The sequence below is a fragment of the Micromonospora pisi genome (assembly GCF_003633685.1).
Classification (GTDB): Bacteria; Actinomycetota; Actinomycetes; order Mycobacteriales; family Micromonosporaceae; genus Micromonospora_G; species Micromonospora_G pisi.
Genome location: NZ_RBKT01000001.1, coordinates 2,043,580 through 2,062,332, shown reverse-complemented (window position 1 = coordinate 2,062,332; position 18,753 = coordinate 2,043,580). Strand labels below are relative to the sequence as shown.

17 protein-coding genes and 1 pseudogene are annotated in these 18,753 nt (G+C 68.2%); 11 read left to right on the top strand and 7 right to left on the bottom strand.

Translation table 11 applies throughout. From position 1 onward, the window contains the following. Positions 1 to 226: 226 nt before the first annotated feature. The gene (locus tag BDK92_RS08080) at positions 227 to 1,117 is read right to left on the bottom strand and encodes a LysR family transcriptional regulator (protein WP_121156065.1); all 891 of its coding nucleotides are present in this window, start codon (positions 1,115 to 1,117) and stop codon (positions 227 to 229) included. Positions 1,118 to 1,238: 121 nt separating this feature from the next. Here BDK92_RS08080 and BDK92_RS08075 point away from each other — a divergent pair, with 121 nt between their 5' ends. From BDK92_RS08075 to BDK92_RS08065, 3 genes are all read left to right on the top strand, one after another. Beyond that, positions 1,239 to 2,237 (top strand): NADP-dependent oxidoreductase, encoded by a 999-nt coding sequence (locus BDK92_RS08075; protein WP_121156063.1) that lies wholly within the window; start codon positions 1,239 to 1,241, stop codon positions 2,235 to 2,237. Continuing rightward, positions 2,234 to 2,656: a nuclear transport factor 2 family protein gene (locus BDK92_RS08070; RefSeq protein WP_121156061.1), complete on the top strand. Its 423-nt coding sequence runs from the start codon at positions 2,234 to 2,236 to the stop codon at positions 2,654 to 2,656. Before BDK92_RS08075 ends, BDK92_RS08070 begins: the two co-directional genes overlap by 4 nt. 451 nt (positions 2,657 to 3,107) lie before the next feature. Next, positions 3,108 to 4,469 carry a hypothetical protein gene (locus tag BDK92_RS08065; RefSeq protein WP_121156059.1) on the top strand — a complete coding sequence of 454 codons (1,362 nt, stop codon included), beginning with the start codon at positions 3,108 to 3,110 and terminating at the stop codon, positions 4,467 to 4,469. A gap of 256 nt (positions 4,470 to 4,725) precedes the next feature. On the opposite strand, the gene BDK92_RS08060 is transcribed toward BDK92_RS08065, so the two are convergent. The 4 genes from BDK92_RS08060 to BDK92_RS08035 form a co-directional block, all read right to left on the bottom strand. Beyond that, complete coding sequence (locus tag BDK92_RS08060) at positions 4,726 to 5,925, bottom strand: alpha/beta hydrolase family protein (RefSeq protein WP_121156057.1); 1,200 nt, start codon at positions 5,923 to 5,925, stop codon at positions 4,726 to 4,728. Between the two features lie 327 nt (positions 5,926 to 6,252). Then, the gene (locus BDK92_RS08055; protein ID WP_121156055.1) at positions 6,253 to 7,263 is read right to left on the bottom strand and encodes a hypothetical protein; all 1,011 of its coding nucleotides are present in this window, start codon (positions 7,261 to 7,263) and stop codon (positions 6,253 to 6,255) included. Continuing rightward, entirely contained in the window at positions 7,260 to 7,844 is a 585-nt protein-coding gene (locus tag BDK92_RS08050) for a PadR family transcriptional regulator (protein WP_121156053.1), read from the bottom strand. The genes BDK92_RS08055 and BDK92_RS08050 overlap by 4 nt, the downstream gene beginning before the upstream one ends. A 739-nt stretch (positions 7,845 to 8,583) precedes the next feature. Beyond that, positions 8,584 to 11,193: a tetratricopeptide repeat protein gene (locus tag BDK92_RS08035; protein ID WP_121156049.1), complete on the bottom strand. Its 2,610-nt coding sequence runs from the start codon at positions 11,191 to 11,193 to the stop codon at positions 8,584 to 8,586. 297 nt (positions 11,194 to 11,490) lie between these two features. Here BDK92_RS08035 and BDK92_RS08030 point away from each other — a divergent pair, with 297 nt between their 5' ends. After that, positions 11,491 to 11,991 (top strand): hypothetical protein, encoded by a 501-nt coding sequence (locus BDK92_RS08030; RefSeq protein ID WP_147456937.1) that lies wholly within the window; start codon positions 11,491 to 11,493, stop codon positions 11,989 to 11,991. A gap of 462 nt (positions 11,992 to 12,453) precedes the next feature. Continuing rightward, positions 12,454 to 12,570: pseudogene (locus tag BDK92_RS08025) on the top strand (helix-turn-helix domain-containing protein); the annotation flags it as partial. Positions 12,571 to 12,683: 113 nt separating this feature from the next. Here BDK92_RS08025 and BDK92_RS08020 read toward each other — a convergent pair. Continuing rightward, complete coding sequence (locus BDK92_RS08020) at positions 12,684 to 13,433, bottom strand: GntR family transcriptional regulator (RefSeq protein WP_121156043.1); 750 nt, start codon at positions 13,431 to 13,433, stop codon at positions 12,684 to 12,686. A gap of 93 nt (positions 13,434 to 13,526) precedes the next feature. Between BDK92_RS08020 and BDK92_RS08015 the strand changes: the two genes are divergently transcribed. From BDK92_RS08015 to BDK92_RS07995, 5 genes are all read left to right on the top strand, one after another. Beyond that, a complete protein-coding gene (locus BDK92_RS08015) occupies positions 13,527 to 14,183 on the top strand; it encodes a maleylpyruvate isomerase N-terminal domain-containing protein (RefSeq protein WP_121156041.1) in 657 nt (218 codons plus the stop codon). Beyond that, positions 14,107 to 14,337, top strand: a complete 231-nt coding sequence (locus BDK92_RS08010) for a CPCC family cysteine-rich protein (RefSeq protein ID WP_121156039.1) — start codon at positions 14,107 to 14,109, stop codon at positions 14,335 to 14,337. Before BDK92_RS08015 ends, BDK92_RS08010 begins: the two co-directional genes overlap by 77 nt. A 163-nt stretch (positions 14,338 to 14,500) precedes the next feature. Beyond that, positions 14,501 to 15,691, top strand: coding sequence for a helix-turn-helix domain-containing protein (locus BDK92_RS08005; protein WP_121156037.1), 1,191 nt, complete (start codon positions 14,501 to 14,503; stop codon positions 15,689 to 15,691). 321 nt (positions 15,692 to 16,012) lie between these two features. Then, positions 16,013 to 16,288 carry a hypothetical protein gene (locus BDK92_RS08000; RefSeq protein ID WP_147456936.1) on the top strand — a complete coding sequence of 92 codons (276 nt, stop codon included), beginning with the start codon at positions 16,013 to 16,015 and terminating at the stop codon, positions 16,286 to 16,288. Beyond that, on the top strand, positions 16,285 to 16,536 hold the full coding sequence (locus tag BDK92_RS07995) for a hypothetical protein (protein ID WP_121156033.1): 252 nt from the start codon (positions 16,285 to 16,287) through the stop codon (positions 16,534 to 16,536). Before BDK92_RS08000 ends, BDK92_RS07995 begins: the two co-directional genes overlap by 4 nt. Positions 16,537 to 16,617: 81 nt before the next feature. On the opposite strand, the gene glnA is transcribed toward BDK92_RS07995, so the two are convergent. Next, complete coding sequence (gene glnA / locus BDK92_RS07990) at positions 16,618 to 18,042, bottom strand: type I glutamate--ammonia ligase (protein WP_121156031.1); 1,425 nt, start codon at positions 18,040 to 18,042, stop codon at positions 16,618 to 16,620. Between the two features lie 267 nt (positions 18,043 to 18,309). Between glnA and BDK92_RS07985 the strand changes: the two genes are divergently transcribed. Beyond that, complete coding sequence (locus BDK92_RS07985; RefSeq protein ID WP_425462217.1) at positions 18,310 to 18,732, top strand: RDD family protein; 423 nt, start codon at positions 18,310 to 18,312, stop codon at positions 18,730 to 18,732. Positions 18,733 to 18,753: the final 21 nt, after the last annotated feature.

Genomic DNA, 18,753 nt, shown 5'->3' with positions numbered 1-18,753 from the left:
GGCTTGGAGTGCTAGGTACACGCTGACATACGGAGATCCACAAGCCGACGGACAGACGACGGCCGGATCAGGGATTGCCTTCGCCCACTAGGACGACAGCGTGATCTAACTACGTCGGTCACCGCAGGACGGGCGGATGCGCGCGGATCGCGGCAGAAGCGTGCGTGCGTTTGGGTCTGAGCGGGTGACGAAATGGCTTTCGATCGCTCGGAGCCGTGGATGCAGTTCAGAGCCAAGCCGGTGAGGCTGCCGGGGCGGTCAGGACGGCCTTGGCCGCCAGCCGGAAACTCTTGATCATTGGATTCGGGTCGCCCTTGCGGCTGACCACGACGACCCGGCTGGGGGGAGCACCTTTGATCGGGACGGTGACCAGGTCGGGACGCAGCGAGCTGCGCAGATCGCCGACTGGTAGCACGGCGATCGCCCGGCCGCTCGCGACCAGTTCGAGCTTGTCCTCGTAGCTCTCCATCGGTGGCACACCGGGCCCGAGGAGCTGGTAGGAGGTCCAGTCCGCGGTCTCGAAAGCGCAGGGAACCGCCTTCTCGCCGGCCAGTTCCTCCGAGGTCACCGACGCGCGGTCAGCCAAGGAATGACCGCGCGGGACCACGAGCATCCGGGGTTCCTCGTACAGCGGGGTGGTGAGCACCTTGTCGGCGGCCAGCGGCAGCGGGGCCCGCCCGATCAGGGCATCGACGCGCTTGTCGGACAGCGCTCCCACGTCGCGGCAGCTCAGGTACCGGGTGGTGATCTCGGCGTGCGGGTGGCGGCGGCGCAGTTCCCGAACCGCGGCAGTGATCACGAGGTCTTCGACGTAGCCGATGGTGATCCGTTCGGTCTCGGCCTGGTCGCGTACGGCCAGTTCGGCCTGCCGGGCGGCCTGCAGCAGGGCTTGGGCCCGGGGGAGGAACGCCTGGCCGGCCGGAGTGAGCCGGGTGCCCTGGGGTACGCGGTCCAGCAGTCGTGCGCCGAGTTGTTTCTCGAGTCGCTGGATCTGGCGGCTCAGCGCCGGCTGGGCGACGTGCAGGTCGGCGGCGGCCCGGCCGAAGTTCTGGTGCGCCGCGACCGCTGTGAAGTAGCGCACCAGCCGCAGTTCCAGGTCCTGTCCGAGATCGTTCACCCGGCTAAGCGTACGCGTCATGTCTTTTCGGAATGATCGGGTTGCCGAACCGGTCTTGGACGGCTAGGCCGTTCCGGCCTTGACTGAGGGAGCAATGTTTCCCCGAGAAAGCACAGGCGTGATGAAGGCGATCCAGTTCCACGAGGCCGGCGGGCCGGAACTTTTGCAGTACGACGAGGTGCCGGTGCCCGAGATCGGACCGGGCGAGGTCCTCGTCCGGGTGTACGCGGCGGGCATCAACCCGCCGGACTGGTACCTGCGGGAGGGTCTGAAGGTCATGCCGACCGAGATGCGTCCGCCGCTGGAGTTCCCGTTGACTCCCGGAACGGACATGTCGGGTGTGGTCCAGGCGGTCGCTGCGGACGTGGCGGAGTTCGCCGTCGGTGACGAGGTCTTCGGCATGCTGAGGTTCCCCGGGTTCGACGGCCGGACGTACGCCGAGTATGTGGCCGCGCCGGCGTCGGACCTGGCCCGCAAGCCGGCCGGTATCGACCACGTACAGGCGGCCGGGGCCCCGATGGCCGTGCTCACGGCCTGGCAGTATTTGATCGATCTTGGCCACGACGTGCCGTCACCGTTCACCAGTCAGGTGCATCAGCCGGTGCCGATCACACCGGGGATGACCGTGCTGGTCAACGGGGCCGCCGGCGGAGTGGGCCACTTCGCGGTGCAGCTGGCGAAGTGGAAGGGAGCGCGCGTGGTCGCGGTCGCCTCGGGCCGCCACGAGCAGTTCCTGCGCAAGCTCGGCGCCGACGAGTTCATCGACTACACCCGGACGCGGGCCGCGGACGTGGTCAGCGATGTCGACCTCGTGATCGACACGGTCGGTGGCCCGGACAGCTCACGCTTCCTGACCGTGCTCAAGCGTGGCGGCACCATGCTTCCGGTGTTCTTCGCCCAGTACGACCCGGAAGAGACGGCGCGCCTGGGCATCTCGGTTTCCAATATCCAGGTGCGTTCCAACGGCCCCCAGCTCGCCGAGATCGGGCGCCTGTTCGACGAGGGCAAGCTCCAGGTCGGGGTGGACAGCACGTATCCGCTGTCCGAGGCCGGCAACGCACACACGCGAGCCGCGCAGGGCCACATCCAGGGCAAGATCGTGCTGACGGTGGTCTCGTGATCACCGAACTCCAGCACGCGGTGGAGAACTACGCTCACGCCCTGGACGAGCTGAACGTGCCCGCGCTGGAAGCGATTCTGACCCAGGACACCACCTGGACCTTCACGGTGCCGGGACAGGGAGTGCTCGGCCCTGTCGCCGGACGCACGACGGTGCTCGACTTCGTCCGTGACGGGCACGCGGCCCAGACCGGAAGGGTGCGGCACCAACTGAGCAATGTCGTGGTCAGGACAGCGGACGCCAACAGCGCTCAGGTACAGGCCTATCTGACGCAGACGAGGAACACCGGCGGGAACGTGCAGGTGATCTCGACCGGCGTCTACACGTTCGGACTACGCCGGTCCGACAGCGGATGGCGGATCGCCGAGCTCACCCTGGCACTGGACAACGCCTTACCGGGAAGCGTCGGCGGCCCCTGAACACCGCGGTCGCGCCCGGCGAACCCGGCCGGCGGACTGGACGCCCTGATCTCGGCAGATGAGTCCGTCGTCGCCGACACGGTGAGGGCATGGTGCGAACGCAGACGGGCCGACCGTCAGTGCAGCAGGAAGCCTGTTTGAAACCACCAAACTGCAACCGCCTTGGCAGCTCGAACACGAGGTCAACCCGTGCATCCGCCCAGCTCACCCCAGGCAACGTCACGGTCGACGCGTGCAGGTTCGTCTCCAGCCGGGGGCACGTCACAGAACTGCAAACGCGCAGCGCGACCGGCCGATCAATGATCGTGGACGCCAGCTTCACGCTTTGAGCGATCGAGGATGCCCCGGGCGAAGCGCCCGGGGCATCCTCGCGTTCGACACGCCACCGCTCAATGCAACAGAGCCCCGCAGCGAGCCAAGAGCGAGTAGAGGTTGATGAGAGAATCGTGCCATGCCGCATGATCACGGTATTTTCATCGGTTCCAGCTCGGTGCACTCAGGGCTGGACACCGATATCACCCCTCTCGGTGAACGCGCTCTTCGTGGCGTCCTTGACCACGTGATCGCTGTCGGAGACGAGGCTGAGTCGACCTACCTCGAGGTCAAGAGCACTCTCGACACGAACGGCAAGGCCGCCGCAGCCAAGATCGCGAAGTTCCTTCTGGGCGCAGCCAATCGGCGTCCGCACGAAGCCGCCAGGCACTTCCGTGGGTACGCGGTGCTGGTAATCGGTGCGCAGAAGGACGGCGCATCAGGCGTACCACGCGGGACGGAGGCACACGAACTCGAAGATCGTCTCCGTCCCTACCTCGGGCCGCAGTTCCCGGCGTTCGAGTTCGGAAGGATCGGTGTAGACGCCGAGCACGAGGTGCTGTTCGTTATCGCGCAGCCACCGCAGGAAGGGCAGACGATCTTCGCGTGCCACAAGAGCTTTCAGGGAGACGACCGCCGCGACAACCTGGAAGACGGCGCGATCTACGTACGGGGCACCAGCAATACCAGGCCGGCTCGTTCCGGAGAGGTCGAGGCACTCGTCGAACGAGCGCGCGGTGGCAGGAAGCCGCCGATCGCACTTGAGGTGGAAGTGCTTGGCCCGATCAGCCGAGTTGCCCGTGCGGAAGAGGTCCTGGAGAGTCTCCGAGACTACGAAGAAGAGCAGTTCGGCAAGGAACCAGAGCTCGCGAAGGACGCGTTCGCGGCAACGTCGATTCGGCTGGCCTCGAGCGTCTTCGGCGGCACGGCGCACCTGACTGCAGAAGACCGTGAGCGTGCATTAGCCACGTGGCGGAAAGGGAGAACCCAGCACATCGCGAGAGGCCGTGAGCACTTCTTGGGCGTCGCGCTCACAGGTGTTGGCGTTCGCGTCGTCAGCCGGGACAGGTTCGTCGCCAAGCCCCACCTGATCGTGACCTTCCATGGCTGTGAGCTGCTCGACTACCGCGATCCTGATGACGCGGACTACACGACGGCGGTCGAACCCATTTTTCGCGCGAGTCATCCGCTCGGAGCGTCCATCGACTTCGCCGCCCTGCGAGCCCACTCCCACAATTACCCCGTGGCATGGCACAATCGCGGCGACGACGCCGAAGTCGTGCTAACACCGGAGTCGTTTCGTCCGAACGTGCCCTGGACGAGCGACCAGGACGACTACGTGATCGTCACGAGGGATCCCCAGACAACCTCGGTAGATATCACTTGGGTCCTCACCGAGGACGGCAATGATGAGGTGACCAGTGGCGCTCTCAAGCTGCCGACCGACGAACTCATCGACGCAGCCGACCTATTTAGCTCGGTGTTCCTCAGGGAAGACTGACGCGGCGGATCCAGTGTCCAGTCCGCCGCGAATGGGGGCGCATGTCGGCGAGAGCAGGTCCGCCATTCAAGATCAGGTGCTCGCTCATCGACAGATCCGTGTGCTGAGCGCCGCCATCCCTCCGTTACAGACCGTAACCCGCGGGTCGCGGCTACTTGTGTGTGGGTCGTAGGCCGCAGGTCGGTCCTAACGACTAGGGCTAGGAGCCCGGCTCGTGAAGCGTCGGACGCCCGCGGGCCGGACTCCACTACGAGCCTTACTGACAGGTCGTTGCCGGTGGCGAGCAGAACCTGACCTCGGGATAGCGCGCCGAAGGCCGGTCCAGCAGCGGTTGTGCTACTCCACGAAGGTTCAGGTCGAAGAACGCGCGGACATACCTGCGGGTGATCTCCACGGACCGAAGCCCGGTCAGGTCGCTGCCCAGATCGGCGCCGATCTGCTCGGCCAGGAGGTCGTAGTCGGTGAAGGAGGCGTGCACCGACCCGGCCACCACGAGCCAGCGCTTCCAACCTGTCAGCAGCGGCCAGTTGTCGTCCCATGTCGTGTCGGCCGCGCTTCCGGGGCTGTGGAACGACTGCTGACCCAGGAAAAGGAATGGCCGCGATAGCCCGCCCGGGGGCAGTGGGGCGAACATGTGACCGTCCATGTTGATTCCGGCGCGCACGCGCGGGTCCCGCAGCATAACCTCGCTGCTGCTCGCGCCGCCGAGGGAGCTGCCAGCGATCGCGATCCGGGACGGATCGAGCAGCCTGCTGCCGATCCACTTCGGATGAGCGCCGAGGAGCTGATCGAGCACGAACGAGACGTCGACTGCTCTGCTCTCCTCCGCCTTTCTGCCGAAGTCCTCGACATCTTCCAGTTCGCACGCGGCACACGTGGTGACCCGTCCGTCCGGAAAGGTCGTGGCGAAGGTCTCATATGTGTGGTCGATGCCCACCACCGCGTAGCCCCAACTGGCTAAGTCTTCGGCTAGGGCCGAGAGGGAACTGCGTGGCCAGGTGAAGCCGGGCGAGAGTACGACAAGGGGGAGCTTGTGCCTGCCTCCCGCGGGCTCTGCGTCGCCGATGGCGTGGGTCCGTGTTCTGCTGAGCACGTCGGACGGCGTACCCAGGCTGCCTTGGAGGATGAGCTCGGACTCCTTCGGCGTCAGGTACTGCACCCGCCGGCCGTCTCTGGTCTTCGCCGGGTACCACAGCGAGACCATGAGTTCTCGCGCCTTCGCCGTAGGAACCCAGGGATCCGGCCGGGAGAGATCCTTCATATGCAGCGAGGTCGTGCCAACCGGTTGACGACCGGTGGGCTCGGGCAATCGCGGTGTGCTTGGCGGCGTTGCCGATGTGCGGTCGGCAACGGTGTCTCGGGCCGAGGCCGAGGGAGTCGTCGCGGACACGGCGACGGTGACCAACGCGAGCAGGCATGTGGCGACCAGGACGCGACGTCGACGGATAAATAGCATGGGTTCACCATGACCGGGCGGTCCGGTCCCGGCATCGGTCCTAAGCACGGTCCATGCCGTTATGGACCGTGCTTTCGGCCGGTTCGACACTGAGTGATCGCCCGAACCGACGACCCGGGTGTTCTGCGATCGGCACGACCGGACGCGGAGCGCTGACGCATGCCGTTACGCACCGTGACGCCCGGCTCGCGGCATGTGCGGGCATTGATCGGCGTACCGCGTCGGCGACACGAGGGGTTGACGGTGTCGGTCCGTCGGTATTTCAGAGCGTGCAGGCGGGCCAATAGTGGACATTGGCCCGCCTTGCTGCGTTTCGGTCCGCCGAACTCAGGGTTGTCTGGTCACGGGAGGCTGGCCAGTGCCGTGGACGATGTTGCGGTAGACGGTGAGAGCGGGCTTGGGCCGGTAGGTGTCGGTGACGATGCCCAGTGTTCCGGTGGGTTCCGTGGAACTGCTGTCGGCGTCCCTGAGGCTGAACAGTTCGTAATGGGTGATGTTCAGAGACTCTTGTTCGGTGAGGATGACGCCGAGCATGTCCGACAGTGAGTCACACTGTGCCTGCTCGGTGCGCGGTGACCCGCTCGGGGTGCCGTTCTCCACGATGTGGATGGGAGTGCTGGGCGGGATGTGCGCGCGGGGCAGCGACCCGCCCCGCAAGTGGTGCAGGGCGTGGGTGGTGAGGGATGCGGTGTCTCCTGGGTTGCCCCGCGGGGCGACGGGGGAGAAGGCGTCGGGGTACAGGCCCAGGCCGACGTAGTCGACGTGGGCCGCGAAGTCGTGGTGCGGGATTGAGGAGAGGTACGACCAGAATTGGTCGTCGCCGCCCAACCATTCCGGTGGTTCGGCGACGGAGAAGCCGATCCGCACGTGCTGGAGACCCTGCCGGTCCAGTGCGGCGCGTGCGTGCGGGATGCCGAGGGTCAGGGCTTCGAGCACGCCGGGTGCGCTTCCGTCGATGAGCGGGATGGGGAAGTTCGGCTCAAGCGTCACCTGGAGGTACCGCGTTAGGTGACCGTAGCGGTCGATGACGGTGTCGAGGAAGGTCAGCCATCCGGAGAGGTCGGCGGCCCGGGGGATGTAGCTGACCACGAGGTCCAGTTCGCGGTTTCCCTCGACGTACCACCCGTCGGGCATCGTCAGGTGCGCGAGTTCGTCTTCGGCACCGAGTGAGGTGACGACATCCGGCGGTGCCGCGTCGCCGAAGAAGTGCACGTACTCGCGGATGACGAAGGGGCGACCGTCCGAGAGGTCGTCGACGAGGTGGCGGATCGCGGCGACATCGGGTGGGTGGGAGCAGACGGTGCCGGCCCGTCCGCCCGGATAGATACCGAACTTCACGCTTCTGCACTCCCAGGTTGGTCGGTTCGTTGGGTCGGCCAGCCGATCTCGTGTGACCGGATCCGGCGCACCAGGTTCCTGATCCAGCTGATTTCGGCGGCGACGATGGTGCGCCAGTAGGCAACTTCGAGCATGTGCACTTCGAGTACGTCGCCGTCGGGTGGCTCCGAAAGGACAGCCAGCTCCTGGTCGAGCCGGTCGGCTCGACCAAGCAGGATGGACGCCGCCTGGTCGATCGCAAGAACTCCGACGTAGGCGACCGCCATGACGAAGTCCACGGACGCGGCCGGGGTGTCTCGCACCCCAGCCTCGACCTTGAGGCGGAAGTCGGCGAGACCTGCCGCAGTCAACTCGTAGGCCGTACGTGGTGGCCGGTTACCTACTCGCTCGGGAAGCCGGGAGGAGACCAGGCCTGCCCTCTCGAGTGCCTTCAGCAGGGACGTGACCGTGCTGCGGGTGACCGAGAGGTGTCCGTATCGCTCGCGTAGGCGTGTCGTGATGTCGTAGCCATGCGCCGGCTGCTCGACGAGGAGTCCGAGGATCGGCAAGACCAGGCTGTTCCGTGACGCGTTCAGAGGCACCCCGGCAACCTATAGACGTATACGTCTAAGTGCAAGACGGCGCCGGGCGCCCGAGACAACGGCCAGGTTGCGCATCGCTACCGCACCACCCCCGGCTCAACGCCCGCACATCGACAGATCCGGAAGCCGGGCCGCACGTCGTTGGATAGCCGAGCGTTACGCAATGTTTGCAACCGGGACCGCCGGCCGGACCCACAGACGTCACGGCAGCCGTTGTCACCGGACGGCTGGCTGACCTCAACACAGCTTCATACGTCAAGCGAGATCTGCCTGTGCACCGAAGTCGGTACGCCGACAGCTAGGCTCGCCGGCCAGACCGGAAGCGCCCCGTGCCTGAACCCTCTACCGGCCTGGCCAAAGCCGATCGCCGACACGAAGCGGCTGGCGCCGATCAGCGAACCACGGACGCATCAGCACGGCTGGGCCGCCGAGGTGGTCACCAACGCCGACAGCCGGCCCGACGTCCGGGCCAGCGACGGCCTCTTTCTCAACCGCGGTAACCGCACCTTCAGCACCGGACCGATCGCCATGGCGACCTCACACACACGCACCCGGGCAACCGGCAAAGTGCGGGATGGGTAGCCATGACAGCATGCGCGAGGGATGCATCGACCTGCGACCCAACCATGACCCGGAGGTCGTTGTGCCGATCGACGGGGTCGTCCGGCGCCGACGACGGCTGGGAGGAATCATCAACGAGTATCATCGAGCCGCCTGAACGGATTTTTGAAGTCGCAGGTCAGCGGCCGGAATTCAGCCTTGGCTCCTTAGAGGTGAGGTGGGCGCGGATCTGCTCGGCCTGCGGCATGCCCAGCGTGGTGTAGCAGGTCAGGGCCTGCTGGAAGTGCTCGTGGGCGTGGGCGTGCTCGCCGAGCGTCCGATGGGCGTGCGCGAGGCCGGCGTGGGCGCGGGCCTGCTGGTCGAGGGCGCCGACACCGGCCGCGATGGACCGGGCGGCGGTATGGTGGTCGACGGCGTCGGCGGCGCGACCAGCGGCGTGGGCGGCCTCGCCGAGGCCGTTGAGGGCCAGCGATTCGCCATCCCGGTCGGCTATCTCGCGGAAGATGGCCAGGGCCTTCCCGTGATGCTCGGTGGCCTGCGCGGGCTGACCGAGGTGGGCGTGCAGGGTGCCGAAGCTGTCCAGCGTCCAGGCTTCACCGTTGCGGTAGCCGAGCTGCCGGTACAGGACCAGGGCCTGTCGCAGGTGCTCGGTGGCCGCCTCGGGCCGCCCCAGCCGTACCTCGGCGTCGCCGAGATGGGTCAACGCAGCCGCTTCGGCGGTCCGGTCACCGGTACGCCGGCCCAGCGTCAGGGCCTGCTCGTAGTGGTCGGCTGCCCGTTGGTAGTGGCCCAGCCGCTCCTCGACGACGCCGAGATTGAGCAGCGTGTAGACCTCACCGGTCTGGTTGCCGGCCTGCCGTTCCAGGACCAGGGCCTGCTCGAGGTGGTGGGCGGCGGACCGGTAGCGACCCAGTCGCTGCTCGACCGCGCCGAGGTTGCCCACGGCGCGGGCCTGGCCGGTCGGGTCACCAAGCCGTTCGAACAGGCCCAGCGCCTGCTGGAGTTGTTCGGCGGCCGGACCGTGTTGGCCCAGCTGGCCGTGCACGGTGGCGAGGTTGACCAGCGCGTGGGCCTGCCCCGCGCGATCGTCGTCGAGCTGGGCGGCGTGGCGGGCGTGACCGTGGATGGTCAGGGCCTCGGAGAAGTGTCCGCCGGCGAGGTAGCGGAAAAGGGTGGTGGAGAGCCGCACGGTGTGGCTGGGCCAGCCGTGGATGGCCGCGTGCGCGGCGACGGCGACCAGGGTGTGGAGTTCGGTGTCCAGCCAGCTACGAGCGGCCTCCGGGTCGGGCATGGCCGGACAAAGGGTGCCGCCCGCCGCGATCCGGGGTCGGCGGTGTGCCTCGGCCGGATGCAGCGTGTCCATCGCGGTGGCGGCAGCGGCCACGTAGTGGTCGAACAGGCGGGACAGGGCGGCACGGCGTTCGGACGGCGGGTCTTCGTCGCTGGCCCGGCTGAGGGCGAAGGTCCGAACAAGGTCGTGGAAGGTGTACCGCCCGGGCGCGCTCTCCTGCAACAGATGGTCCCGGCCCAGTTGATCCAACTGCGCCCGGCCGGCCGGCAGGTCGGTGTCGGACAGGGCCGCCGCCGCGTACGCGTCGAAGTCCTGGCCGGGGTGCAGCGCCGCGAGCCGCAGCAGCCGTCGCCGCTCCGGGGAAAGACGCTGGTAGGACAGGCTCAGGGCGAGCTCCACCCCGCTCTCCAGACGCCGGCCGTGGTGGAGTTCGTCCAGCCGGTCCGCGTGGTCGGTGAGAGTCCAGCCGGGCCTGCCCCGGATGTGCCCGGCGACCAGTCCGAGGGCCAGCGGTAGGTGGCCACACCGTCGGGCTATCCGGGTGAGGGCGTCCGGGTCCTCGCCGACAGGCACTTCCCGTACCGCCGGACCGAGGAATGCCACGGCCTCGTCGGGAGTGAACACGTCCACCGTCAGGTGCGTCGCGGGGCGCAGTTCGGTGAGGTTCCGGCGACTGGTGACCAGGGTGAGGCAGCCGGGAGTTCCGGGCAGCAGCGGGCGGACCTGCCCGGTGCTGGCGGCGTTGTCCAGGACCACCAGGGCGCGGGTGCCGGCCAGCCGGTCCCGGTAGGCGGCGGCCCGGGCTTCCAGGTCGTGAGGGATGTTCTGGGCAGGGACGCCGAGCAGGCGCAGGAAACCGTCCAGGACGGCGGACGGTTCGGCCGGTGGCTGGGCGGGATCGGGGTGGAACCCGCGCAGGTTGACGAAGAGGACCCGGTCGAACGGCTGCTCCCGGGCGAGGAGATGCCCGGCGTGGATGACGAGTTGGGTCTTGCCGACCCCCGCCATCCCCTCGATCGCGGAGACCACCACCGCACCACCGTCGTGCTGCCCGTGCCGGAGTGCCTGGCGTAACCGCTCCAGCTCGGTGGTCCGGCCGGTGAACTCGGGAAGGTCCTGTGGCAGGGTGTCCTGGACCCGGACCTGGGACGCCGCCTGGGCCTTCCCACCGACCACCTGGAGCGCCTGCCGCCACTGGGCCAGGTACCCCTGGTCCGGGTGCAGTGCCTGGACCACCCCGATGACGAGATCGTTGTTCAACCGTCGTCGGCTGGGCCGGAAACAGTCCGCGACCGTGCTCTTCCGGGCGAGTTCACCGGCCGGCCGGCCGGCCGCGACCCAGGCCGAGTTGACGCGACTGGTGATGGATTCGTAGGAGGGGTCGCCGGCCCAGATCTTCAACAGCCGCAACTGCTCGACAAGGCCGTCGAGCGTCTCGGCCCGACCGGGATCGGGCAGCACCGTGAACGAGTCGACAGGATTCCGCAGGGGTGCCATGGCTCGCTTCCCGGAGGGGACCTGGATCCAGTTCAGGCTATCGACTCGATGCCCTGACTGTCAGCACCAAGGCGATTCATGTCGTCCATCCCCTTTGGTGGGTCGAGGCGGCATGCTCCGCCGCCATCCGGATTCGTCCGGGATCCTTCCACGCGGACAGTCGGCGCTGGACAGTCGACGACAGGCCGATCACCGCAGCCAACCAGGGGACCGCTTCGGGCCCGCCGACGGCGGTGGCGCGGACGGCAGGGGGGCCGGGGGGCCGGGCCTCAGGGCCACGTCAACGGAAGGATCCAAATGAAGAAAATCAGGATGCTACTGGCGGTCGCCGGTGTCGGAGTGGCCGCACTGCTCTCCGCCGTACCGGCGAGCGCGGCGCCCGCCGATGCGACGGGCGCGGTGCCGGCCGCGTCGGCAGTCACGACGCCGAGGGCGACCCAGGCGTCGGACAGTTGCTGGCTGGAGGTCGCGGAGTGGAACTCCGGACTGCTCAACGCCATCGACTGCGAGGCTTGGGCATGGGCCGAATGGCGGTCGGATGGCTCCCGCCCGGAACTCTTCGCGATCGCTGCCAACCGTACGGTCTGGCACGTGTGGCCGGGCGGCGGCGGATGGCAGTTGATGCCCGGCAACAAGTCGGCCGACGACATCATCAACGGCACTCGCCCCGACGGGACCCGGGCCTGGTGGTGGTCCGGCAGCACCCGCAACATCTCGATCTGGGTGTCCGGCGGCACCGGGTACTGGTGCACCAGCGACTCCGGACGTGGTTGGAGCGGCACCTGGCGGGACTGCTAGTCGACGGCCCAAGCAACTGCCGACGAACTGAGTAACTCTGGATGGGCTGTACCGGCGGCGTGTTCGCCGGTACAGCCCGCCGGTTTTCGACTTCCTGGTCGGGATGTACCGGCGGACGGTCCGGTGCCGTGATACCCGGGTTGTAGCGTGATTTCGTGATTCGCCTAGGCCGAGCGTCGGAGGACGTGCCCGGAGCGGCCGTGACCGACGGGCCGTGGTGATGGGCAGGCATGGGCTGACCCAGCCGAGCGGGCGGGCGTACCTTCCGGACGGGTCCGGTCCCGTCCCGGACCGGGCCGATGACCTTTGGTTAGCCCGACCAGTCGACAACAGCGCGGCCGGCAAAGCTAGGACGCCAAGTTGTCCGTAGCCCCGTTCGGTTGGGCTGTGCCCTGGCCCACCCGGTTGTGCGTGGGGGCGGCTGCCTGACGCACACCCCGGACCGCGACGCTCCGAGCCCGGATCAAATACTGGCGCCTGCGCCGAGGCGGGATGACCCAGACCGTCCTCGCCGGTCTCGCCGGAGTCACCCAGCCCTACATCTCACAGGTCGAAGCCGGCCGGAAGACCATCGAACGGTCCGGTTGCCGTTGACGGGTCACCGGACTGGATGACCGTGAATCGGGCCGACCCTCGGCCACGAACCACGATGGTCCGGGCCGGCGGGGTACCTGGACTACGGCACCGGGCGGTCAGTGCACGGGCACGCGGTACACCAGTTCGTAGCGCCCGCGCGGCAGCACGATCGTGGCCGTCTCCACTGGCACACCGGCCGCGTAGTACGTCCGCTCGATGACCCAGACCGTCGCCGACGGCGGGGCCAGATCGAGCGCCGCCACCTCATTCGGCAGGGCCGGCCGGTCCGTCAGCCGCTCCTCGAACTCGTCGATCCGTACGTCGATCAGGTCCATCCGGGCGACCACGCCAACCGCTGCGCCGTCCTCTGGCCACTCGACCGGTGTGCTGGCGGTGATGGCCAGCGGCTCCCATGAGGTGGAGAGCTGGATCGGCTCCCCGTCGGCGAGGAACCGGTACGCGGTCCGCATCACCGGCGCGCCCGGCTCGATGGCCAGTCGCCGGGCGATCGACTCGTCGGCGACATCGTGCCGGCTGTCGTGCTCCCACGTCGGGGTGCGCTCGGCCTGCTCGGCGTCGCGAGCGAACGGCGATGTTGTGCCGGCTGTGTTGCGCATGTCGCGGCCGTGGGCGTAGCGGATGAGACGACGACCGTCGCGCACGTAGACGCCGGACCCTGCCCGGCCGACGACGAGACCCTCGCTCTTCAGCATGGCGATGGCCCACTTCGCCACGCTCCGGCTGATGTCGTGCTGCTTCATCAGTTGGGTTTCGCTGGGCAGCTTGGCGCCGGGCGGCAGGTCGCCGGTGAGGATTTGGGTGCGCAGGATGGTTGCGAGCTGTAGATACGCGGGTGTTTTGGGCATGGGGATACCTCCGGTCAGCCCGACCAGTCGACCACAGCGCGGCCGGCAAAGCTCGCGCTCCGCGACCTGGCGGATCTGGAGCGTGCCGTCCGAATGATGGGCGAGGTCCTCGGACCGCTTTCGGCCCACGACTGGTCGGTCGCCGCTGGCACCCTCGACTGGACGTGCCGCGAGACACTCGCCCACATCGGCCATGATCTGGTCGCGTACGCGGCTCAGGTGGCGGGCCGGGCACGGGATGCATACCTGCCGTTGGATCTGGTGATCCGCGACGATGCCCCGGTCTCGGACGTGTTGCTGGCCGTCGAGGCATGCGGCGGACTGCTCGTCGCGGCGCTGCGGGCAGCAGGGCCGGGTACGCGGGCGTGGCACTTCGGGTCCTGCGACATCAGCGGGTTCGCAGCGCTCGGCGTCGCCGAGGTTGTGCTCCACACGTACGACATCACCCAGGGTCTGAAAGTGAACTGGTGGCCACCCGCGAAGTTCAGTACCCGCATTCTGGCTCGGCTGGCCCCGGACGCGACGACCCAACAGCGCCAGAAGACAGGTAAACGGGAGCACTCCACGCAAGTTCTGCTCCGGCACACCGGACGCCTCGGCGATGTGGGCCCGTGGAAATGGTGCATCATGCCGGAGGAGCAACGGGTAGCTACCGAAGACGCCGGGGCCGACCGTGCTCGTCGCACCCACTCGGCAGCGGATCCGCCACGCCACGTTGTCGGAGCGAGGGAGCTACGAAATCTGCGATGAGTGCTGGTGGGAGGACGATGGCCAGGACAACCACGACAGCGCAGTCGTCAGGGGCGGGCCGAACGGCAGTTTGAGCCTCGACGAGGCCCGGGGCCAGTACCTCCGAAAGGGCCGGACGCCACAGCCGCATCTCCCGCCGAGCGAGCCTACGTAACGCCCGGCTCCAGCCGCCTTATGCGGGTACGACGCTCCGAGCCGGTCGCGTCTCGATCGGGACCTCTCGATCGCTCCGAGCGTGTACCGTCCGGAATGGCGGCCCGCCGGTTGTAGCGGTCGGTGAGGCCGCCGCCCAGACCGCTACCTGGGGAGGCGACACCATGTCCACGGACACGATCGGTGCTCGGATCAAATACTGGCGCCTGCGCCGGGGCGGGATGACCCAGACCGTCCTCGCCGGCCTCGCCGGAGTCACCCAGCCCTACATCTCACAGGTCGAAGCCGGCCGGAAGACCATCGAACGGCGGGCCACCCTCATCGGTATCGCTGCCGCCCTACAGGTCACCGTCGCCGACCTGCTCGACCAGCCGGGCGACCCGACGGACCCGATCAAGGCAGGTGCCGCCGACGCCGTACCCGCGATCTGGTCCGCCCTGATCGAGATCGAGGAGGGGGAGCGCCGCGCCCCGACCTGGACCGCCGAACAGTTGGGCGCCGAGATCGCGCGAAATGCCGATCTTCGGGACCAGGCAAACCATGCGGCCATGGCGCGGGCACTGCCGGCGCTGCTGCTGGCCGCTGCCGGTCACGACGACGGTGGTCGAGCGCTGGCCCAGGTCGGCTACCAGGCGTCGGCGTGCCTGCGTCATCTCGGCTACCGCCACCTGGCGCGGGTCGCCGCGAAGGTGGCACTGGCCGCCGCCGAGTCCTCGGGGCACACTGCCTGGATCGGGGCGGCCCGGTTCGCCACCGTCCAGTCGTTGCCGATCGAGGCGGCCGGTGTCGCCGGCCGGGTCGCCGGCCGGGCGCTCGCGGACCTGCAGAATGCCGCCGCTGCGCCGGACGTGCGGCAGATGCTCGGCCAACTGCACCTGTCGGCGGCGTTCGCGTCGGCGGTGGATGGTCGAGCCGACGACGCGAGCGGGCACCTTGCCGAGGCGGCCCGAGAAGCGGCAACCCTCGGTGATCCGGTTGACGGGGCGGGGTTCAACCAGGCGTGCTTCGGGCCGACGAACGTCAAGCTGTGGGAGATGTCGATCGCAGCCGAACTGGGCGAGCATGGTCGTGTGGCCGAGGTGGCGCGCGAGGTCCAGCCGGGTCCACTGCGCGCGGTTATCCGGCACCAGTCGTACTGGCTGGACCTCGGCCGGGCGCTCGCGCACTCGGGTCGTAGCGACCGGGAGGCGCTGACCGCGTTCATGCGGGCGGAGCGTGCCGCGCCCATGACATTCACGCTGAACCCTCTCGCACACGACGCGGTCGTGGCGATGGTGCGCCGGGCTCGGGACCGGTCGATGTCGGATGATCTACGTATCTTGGCTCGCCGCGTCGGGGCGGACGTTCAGGCATAACCGCGAGTAATACCGATCTTTTTAGCCGTCCGTAACCTCGTGATCACGGCGCGGCGATGGGTGTGTGCACCACATCCGCCATCCGGCGGCCCTCTCTCGAAGCCCGATCGCCACGCCCCCGATCACACCGGCCGGTCCATGTGCCGCCCGGTGCACACGGTGCGCGCAGACGAGGTCGGCCGGCCCGCTCGAACCCGTCCCCGCGCTCCACCTGACGGAGGTGAGTGAGATGCCCCAGAGCACGGACGCGGACGAAGAGCCGCGCCCCGTCCTACCGGCCGCTTCGAGGCGGACCGACGAACCACGGAGCCAAACGGTGCCATGGCCACTGCTGCGGATCATGCGCAACGCGGGCGTCGTCCGATGGACCAGGCGGCGGCGATGAGCGCCGAGCGGCACCCTTTGACGATCATGCCCCGGTCGGTGTGGCCGGCCATGCTCGGGAACGCACGAGTGACGCTGGCCGCCCACGAGGGCGGCGAGGAGTGCCGACTCTGCCCGGCGTATGGGCGTGGACGGTGCGCCCGGCTGAGCTGGGCCCGCCAGATGGTGGCCGACCCGGAGATGCTGGCCGCCGAGCGGGAGGCCCGGCGGTGAGCCGACGTCCGGCGTCCTCGGTCGCCGCCGACCTCACCCACAAGTGCGCCAGCCACCGCTGGGACTGTGGCCGCTGTGGACAGCCGTGGCCGTGCGAGCCGGCCCGCGAGGAGGTCAGGGCGTCGTTCCACGGCGACAGGGTGGGCATGGCGATGTACATGGGGGAGCAGTTGGTGTCGGCGGCCCGGGAGCTGCGCGGGGAGTCGCCGGCCAAGCTGTACGAGCGTTTCATCCTCTGGACCCGCTGATGCTGTCAGCTCCGCCAAATGCGGCGAGCCGCCGACCGCACCTGTGTGGGGCGGTCGGCGGCTCGCCGAGGGTGACTGGGTTCAGCAGTCGTAGTACATGGCGAACTCGTGCGGGGTCGGGCGCAGACGCACCGGGTCGACCTCGTTGGTCCGCTTGTAGTCGACCCACGTGGAGATCAGGTCGGGGGTGAAGACGCCGCCCTCGAGCAGGTAGTCGTGGTCGGCCTCGAGCGAGGTGAGCACCTCGGGCAGCGAGCCCGGCACCTGCTTGACCGAACCCCACTCCTCCGGCGGGAGGTCGTAGAGGTCCTTGTCGATCGGCGTCGGCGGCTCGATCTTGCTCTTGATGCCGTCCAGGCCGGCCATCATCATGGCCGAGAAGGCCAGGTAGACGTTGGCGGACGGGTCCGGCACCCGGAACTCGACGCGCTTGGCCTTCGGGTTGCTGCCGGTCACCGGGATACGGGTGCAGGCGGAGCGGTTGCGCTGCGAGTAGACCAGGTTGACCGGCGCCTCGAAGCCCGGCACCAGGCGGCGGTACGAGTTGACCGTCGGGTTGGTGAAGGCGAGCAGCGACGGGGCGTGGTGCAGCAGACCGCCGATGTACCAGCGCGCGGTGTCCGACAGGCCGGCGTAGCCGGTCTCGTCGTAGAACAGCGGCTCGCCACCGAGCCAGAGGCTCTGGTGGGTGTGCATGCCGGAGCCGTTGTCGCCGAAGAGCGGCTTGGGCATGAAGGTCGCGGTCTTGCCGGCGGCCCAGGCCTGGTTCTTCACGATGTACTTGAAGAGCTGGAGCTGGTCACCCGCGTGCAGCAGGGTCGAGAACTTGTAGTTGATCTCGGCCTGGCCGGCGGTGCCGACCTCGTGGTGCGAGCGCTCGACGGTGAAGCCGGTGTCGATCAGCTTGCGGACGATCTGGTCGCGCAGGTCGGCGTAGTGGTCGACCGGCGGCACGGGGAAGTAACCACCCTTGTACGCGGTCTTGTAGCCGCGGTTGCCGCCCTCTTCCTCGCGGCCGGTGTTCCAGGCGCCCTCGATCGAGTCGATGTAGTAGAAGGCCTGGTTCGCCGAGGTCTCGTGCCGGATCGAGTCGAAGATGTAGAACTCGGCCTCGGCACCGAAGTAGGCGGTGTCGGCGATGCCGCTGGCCGCGAGGTACGCCTCGGCCTTCTTCGCCACGTTGCGCGGGTCACGCGAGTACGCCTCGCGGGTGAACGGGTCGTGGATGAAGAAGTTGAGCGCCAGGGTCTTCTCCACCCGGAACGGGTCGATGAAGGCGGTGGCCACGTCGGGAAGCAGCAGCATGTCCGACTCGTGGATCGCCTGGAAACCACGGATCGACGATCCGTCGAAGGCGAGACCGTCGGTGAAGACGCTTTCGTCGAACGACTCGACCGGCAGGTTGAAGTGCTGCATCACGCCGGGCAGGTCACAGAAACGTACATCGACGAACTTTACGTCCTCATTCTTGAGGTATCGCAGGAGTTCCTCGGGATTGGCGAACACACATCCTCCTGGCACGTCCACGGGGTGGCTAGGCTGCTGGGGACGCTATGACCATGCCGTTGCCCGAGCATGTCTCTTATGTTTCCGCCGTGTTACGTCACCTGCGGAGCGTGATCTTCGCTGGTTGGTCGTGGTCTGGTCCCCCGCTTCGGACGATACTCCGCCCACTCCGAGAGCGACCGTGCTCGGGCTCCGTGTCGCGGTCCGGACCCGTACCGGACCGGCCGGTGCGGAGACACCGGATGGGCACCGATACCCTGACTCTCCGTGGCGACACAGGATGACCGCATCACCCCGACCCCCGCGACGGATCCGGCCTTCGTGCCGCCGAGCCTGGCCCGCCGGTTCGGCGCGCTGGTCATCGACTGGGTTCTCTGCCTGCTGGTGGCGAACTTCTTCGGCGACCCGGTACGCGACGGCTGGCCCCCGGTGCTCGTGCTGATCGGGGTGTACGGCTTCTTCGTCGGGCTCTTCGCCCAGACCCCGGGCATGTTCGTCACCCGGCTCCGCTGCGTCGCGTACGCCGACGGTGGCCGGATCGGCGTTATCCGGGGACTGCTCCGCGGCGTACTGGTCAGTCTGGTGATCCCGGTTCTGATCATGGACGGCCGGCGGCGCGGCTGGCACGATCGGGCCGTCGGCTCGGTCATCGTGCCGGCCGACCCGGCCCGCCCCGCCGCAGGCAGTTGACCGGATCCGTCCGGAACCGGG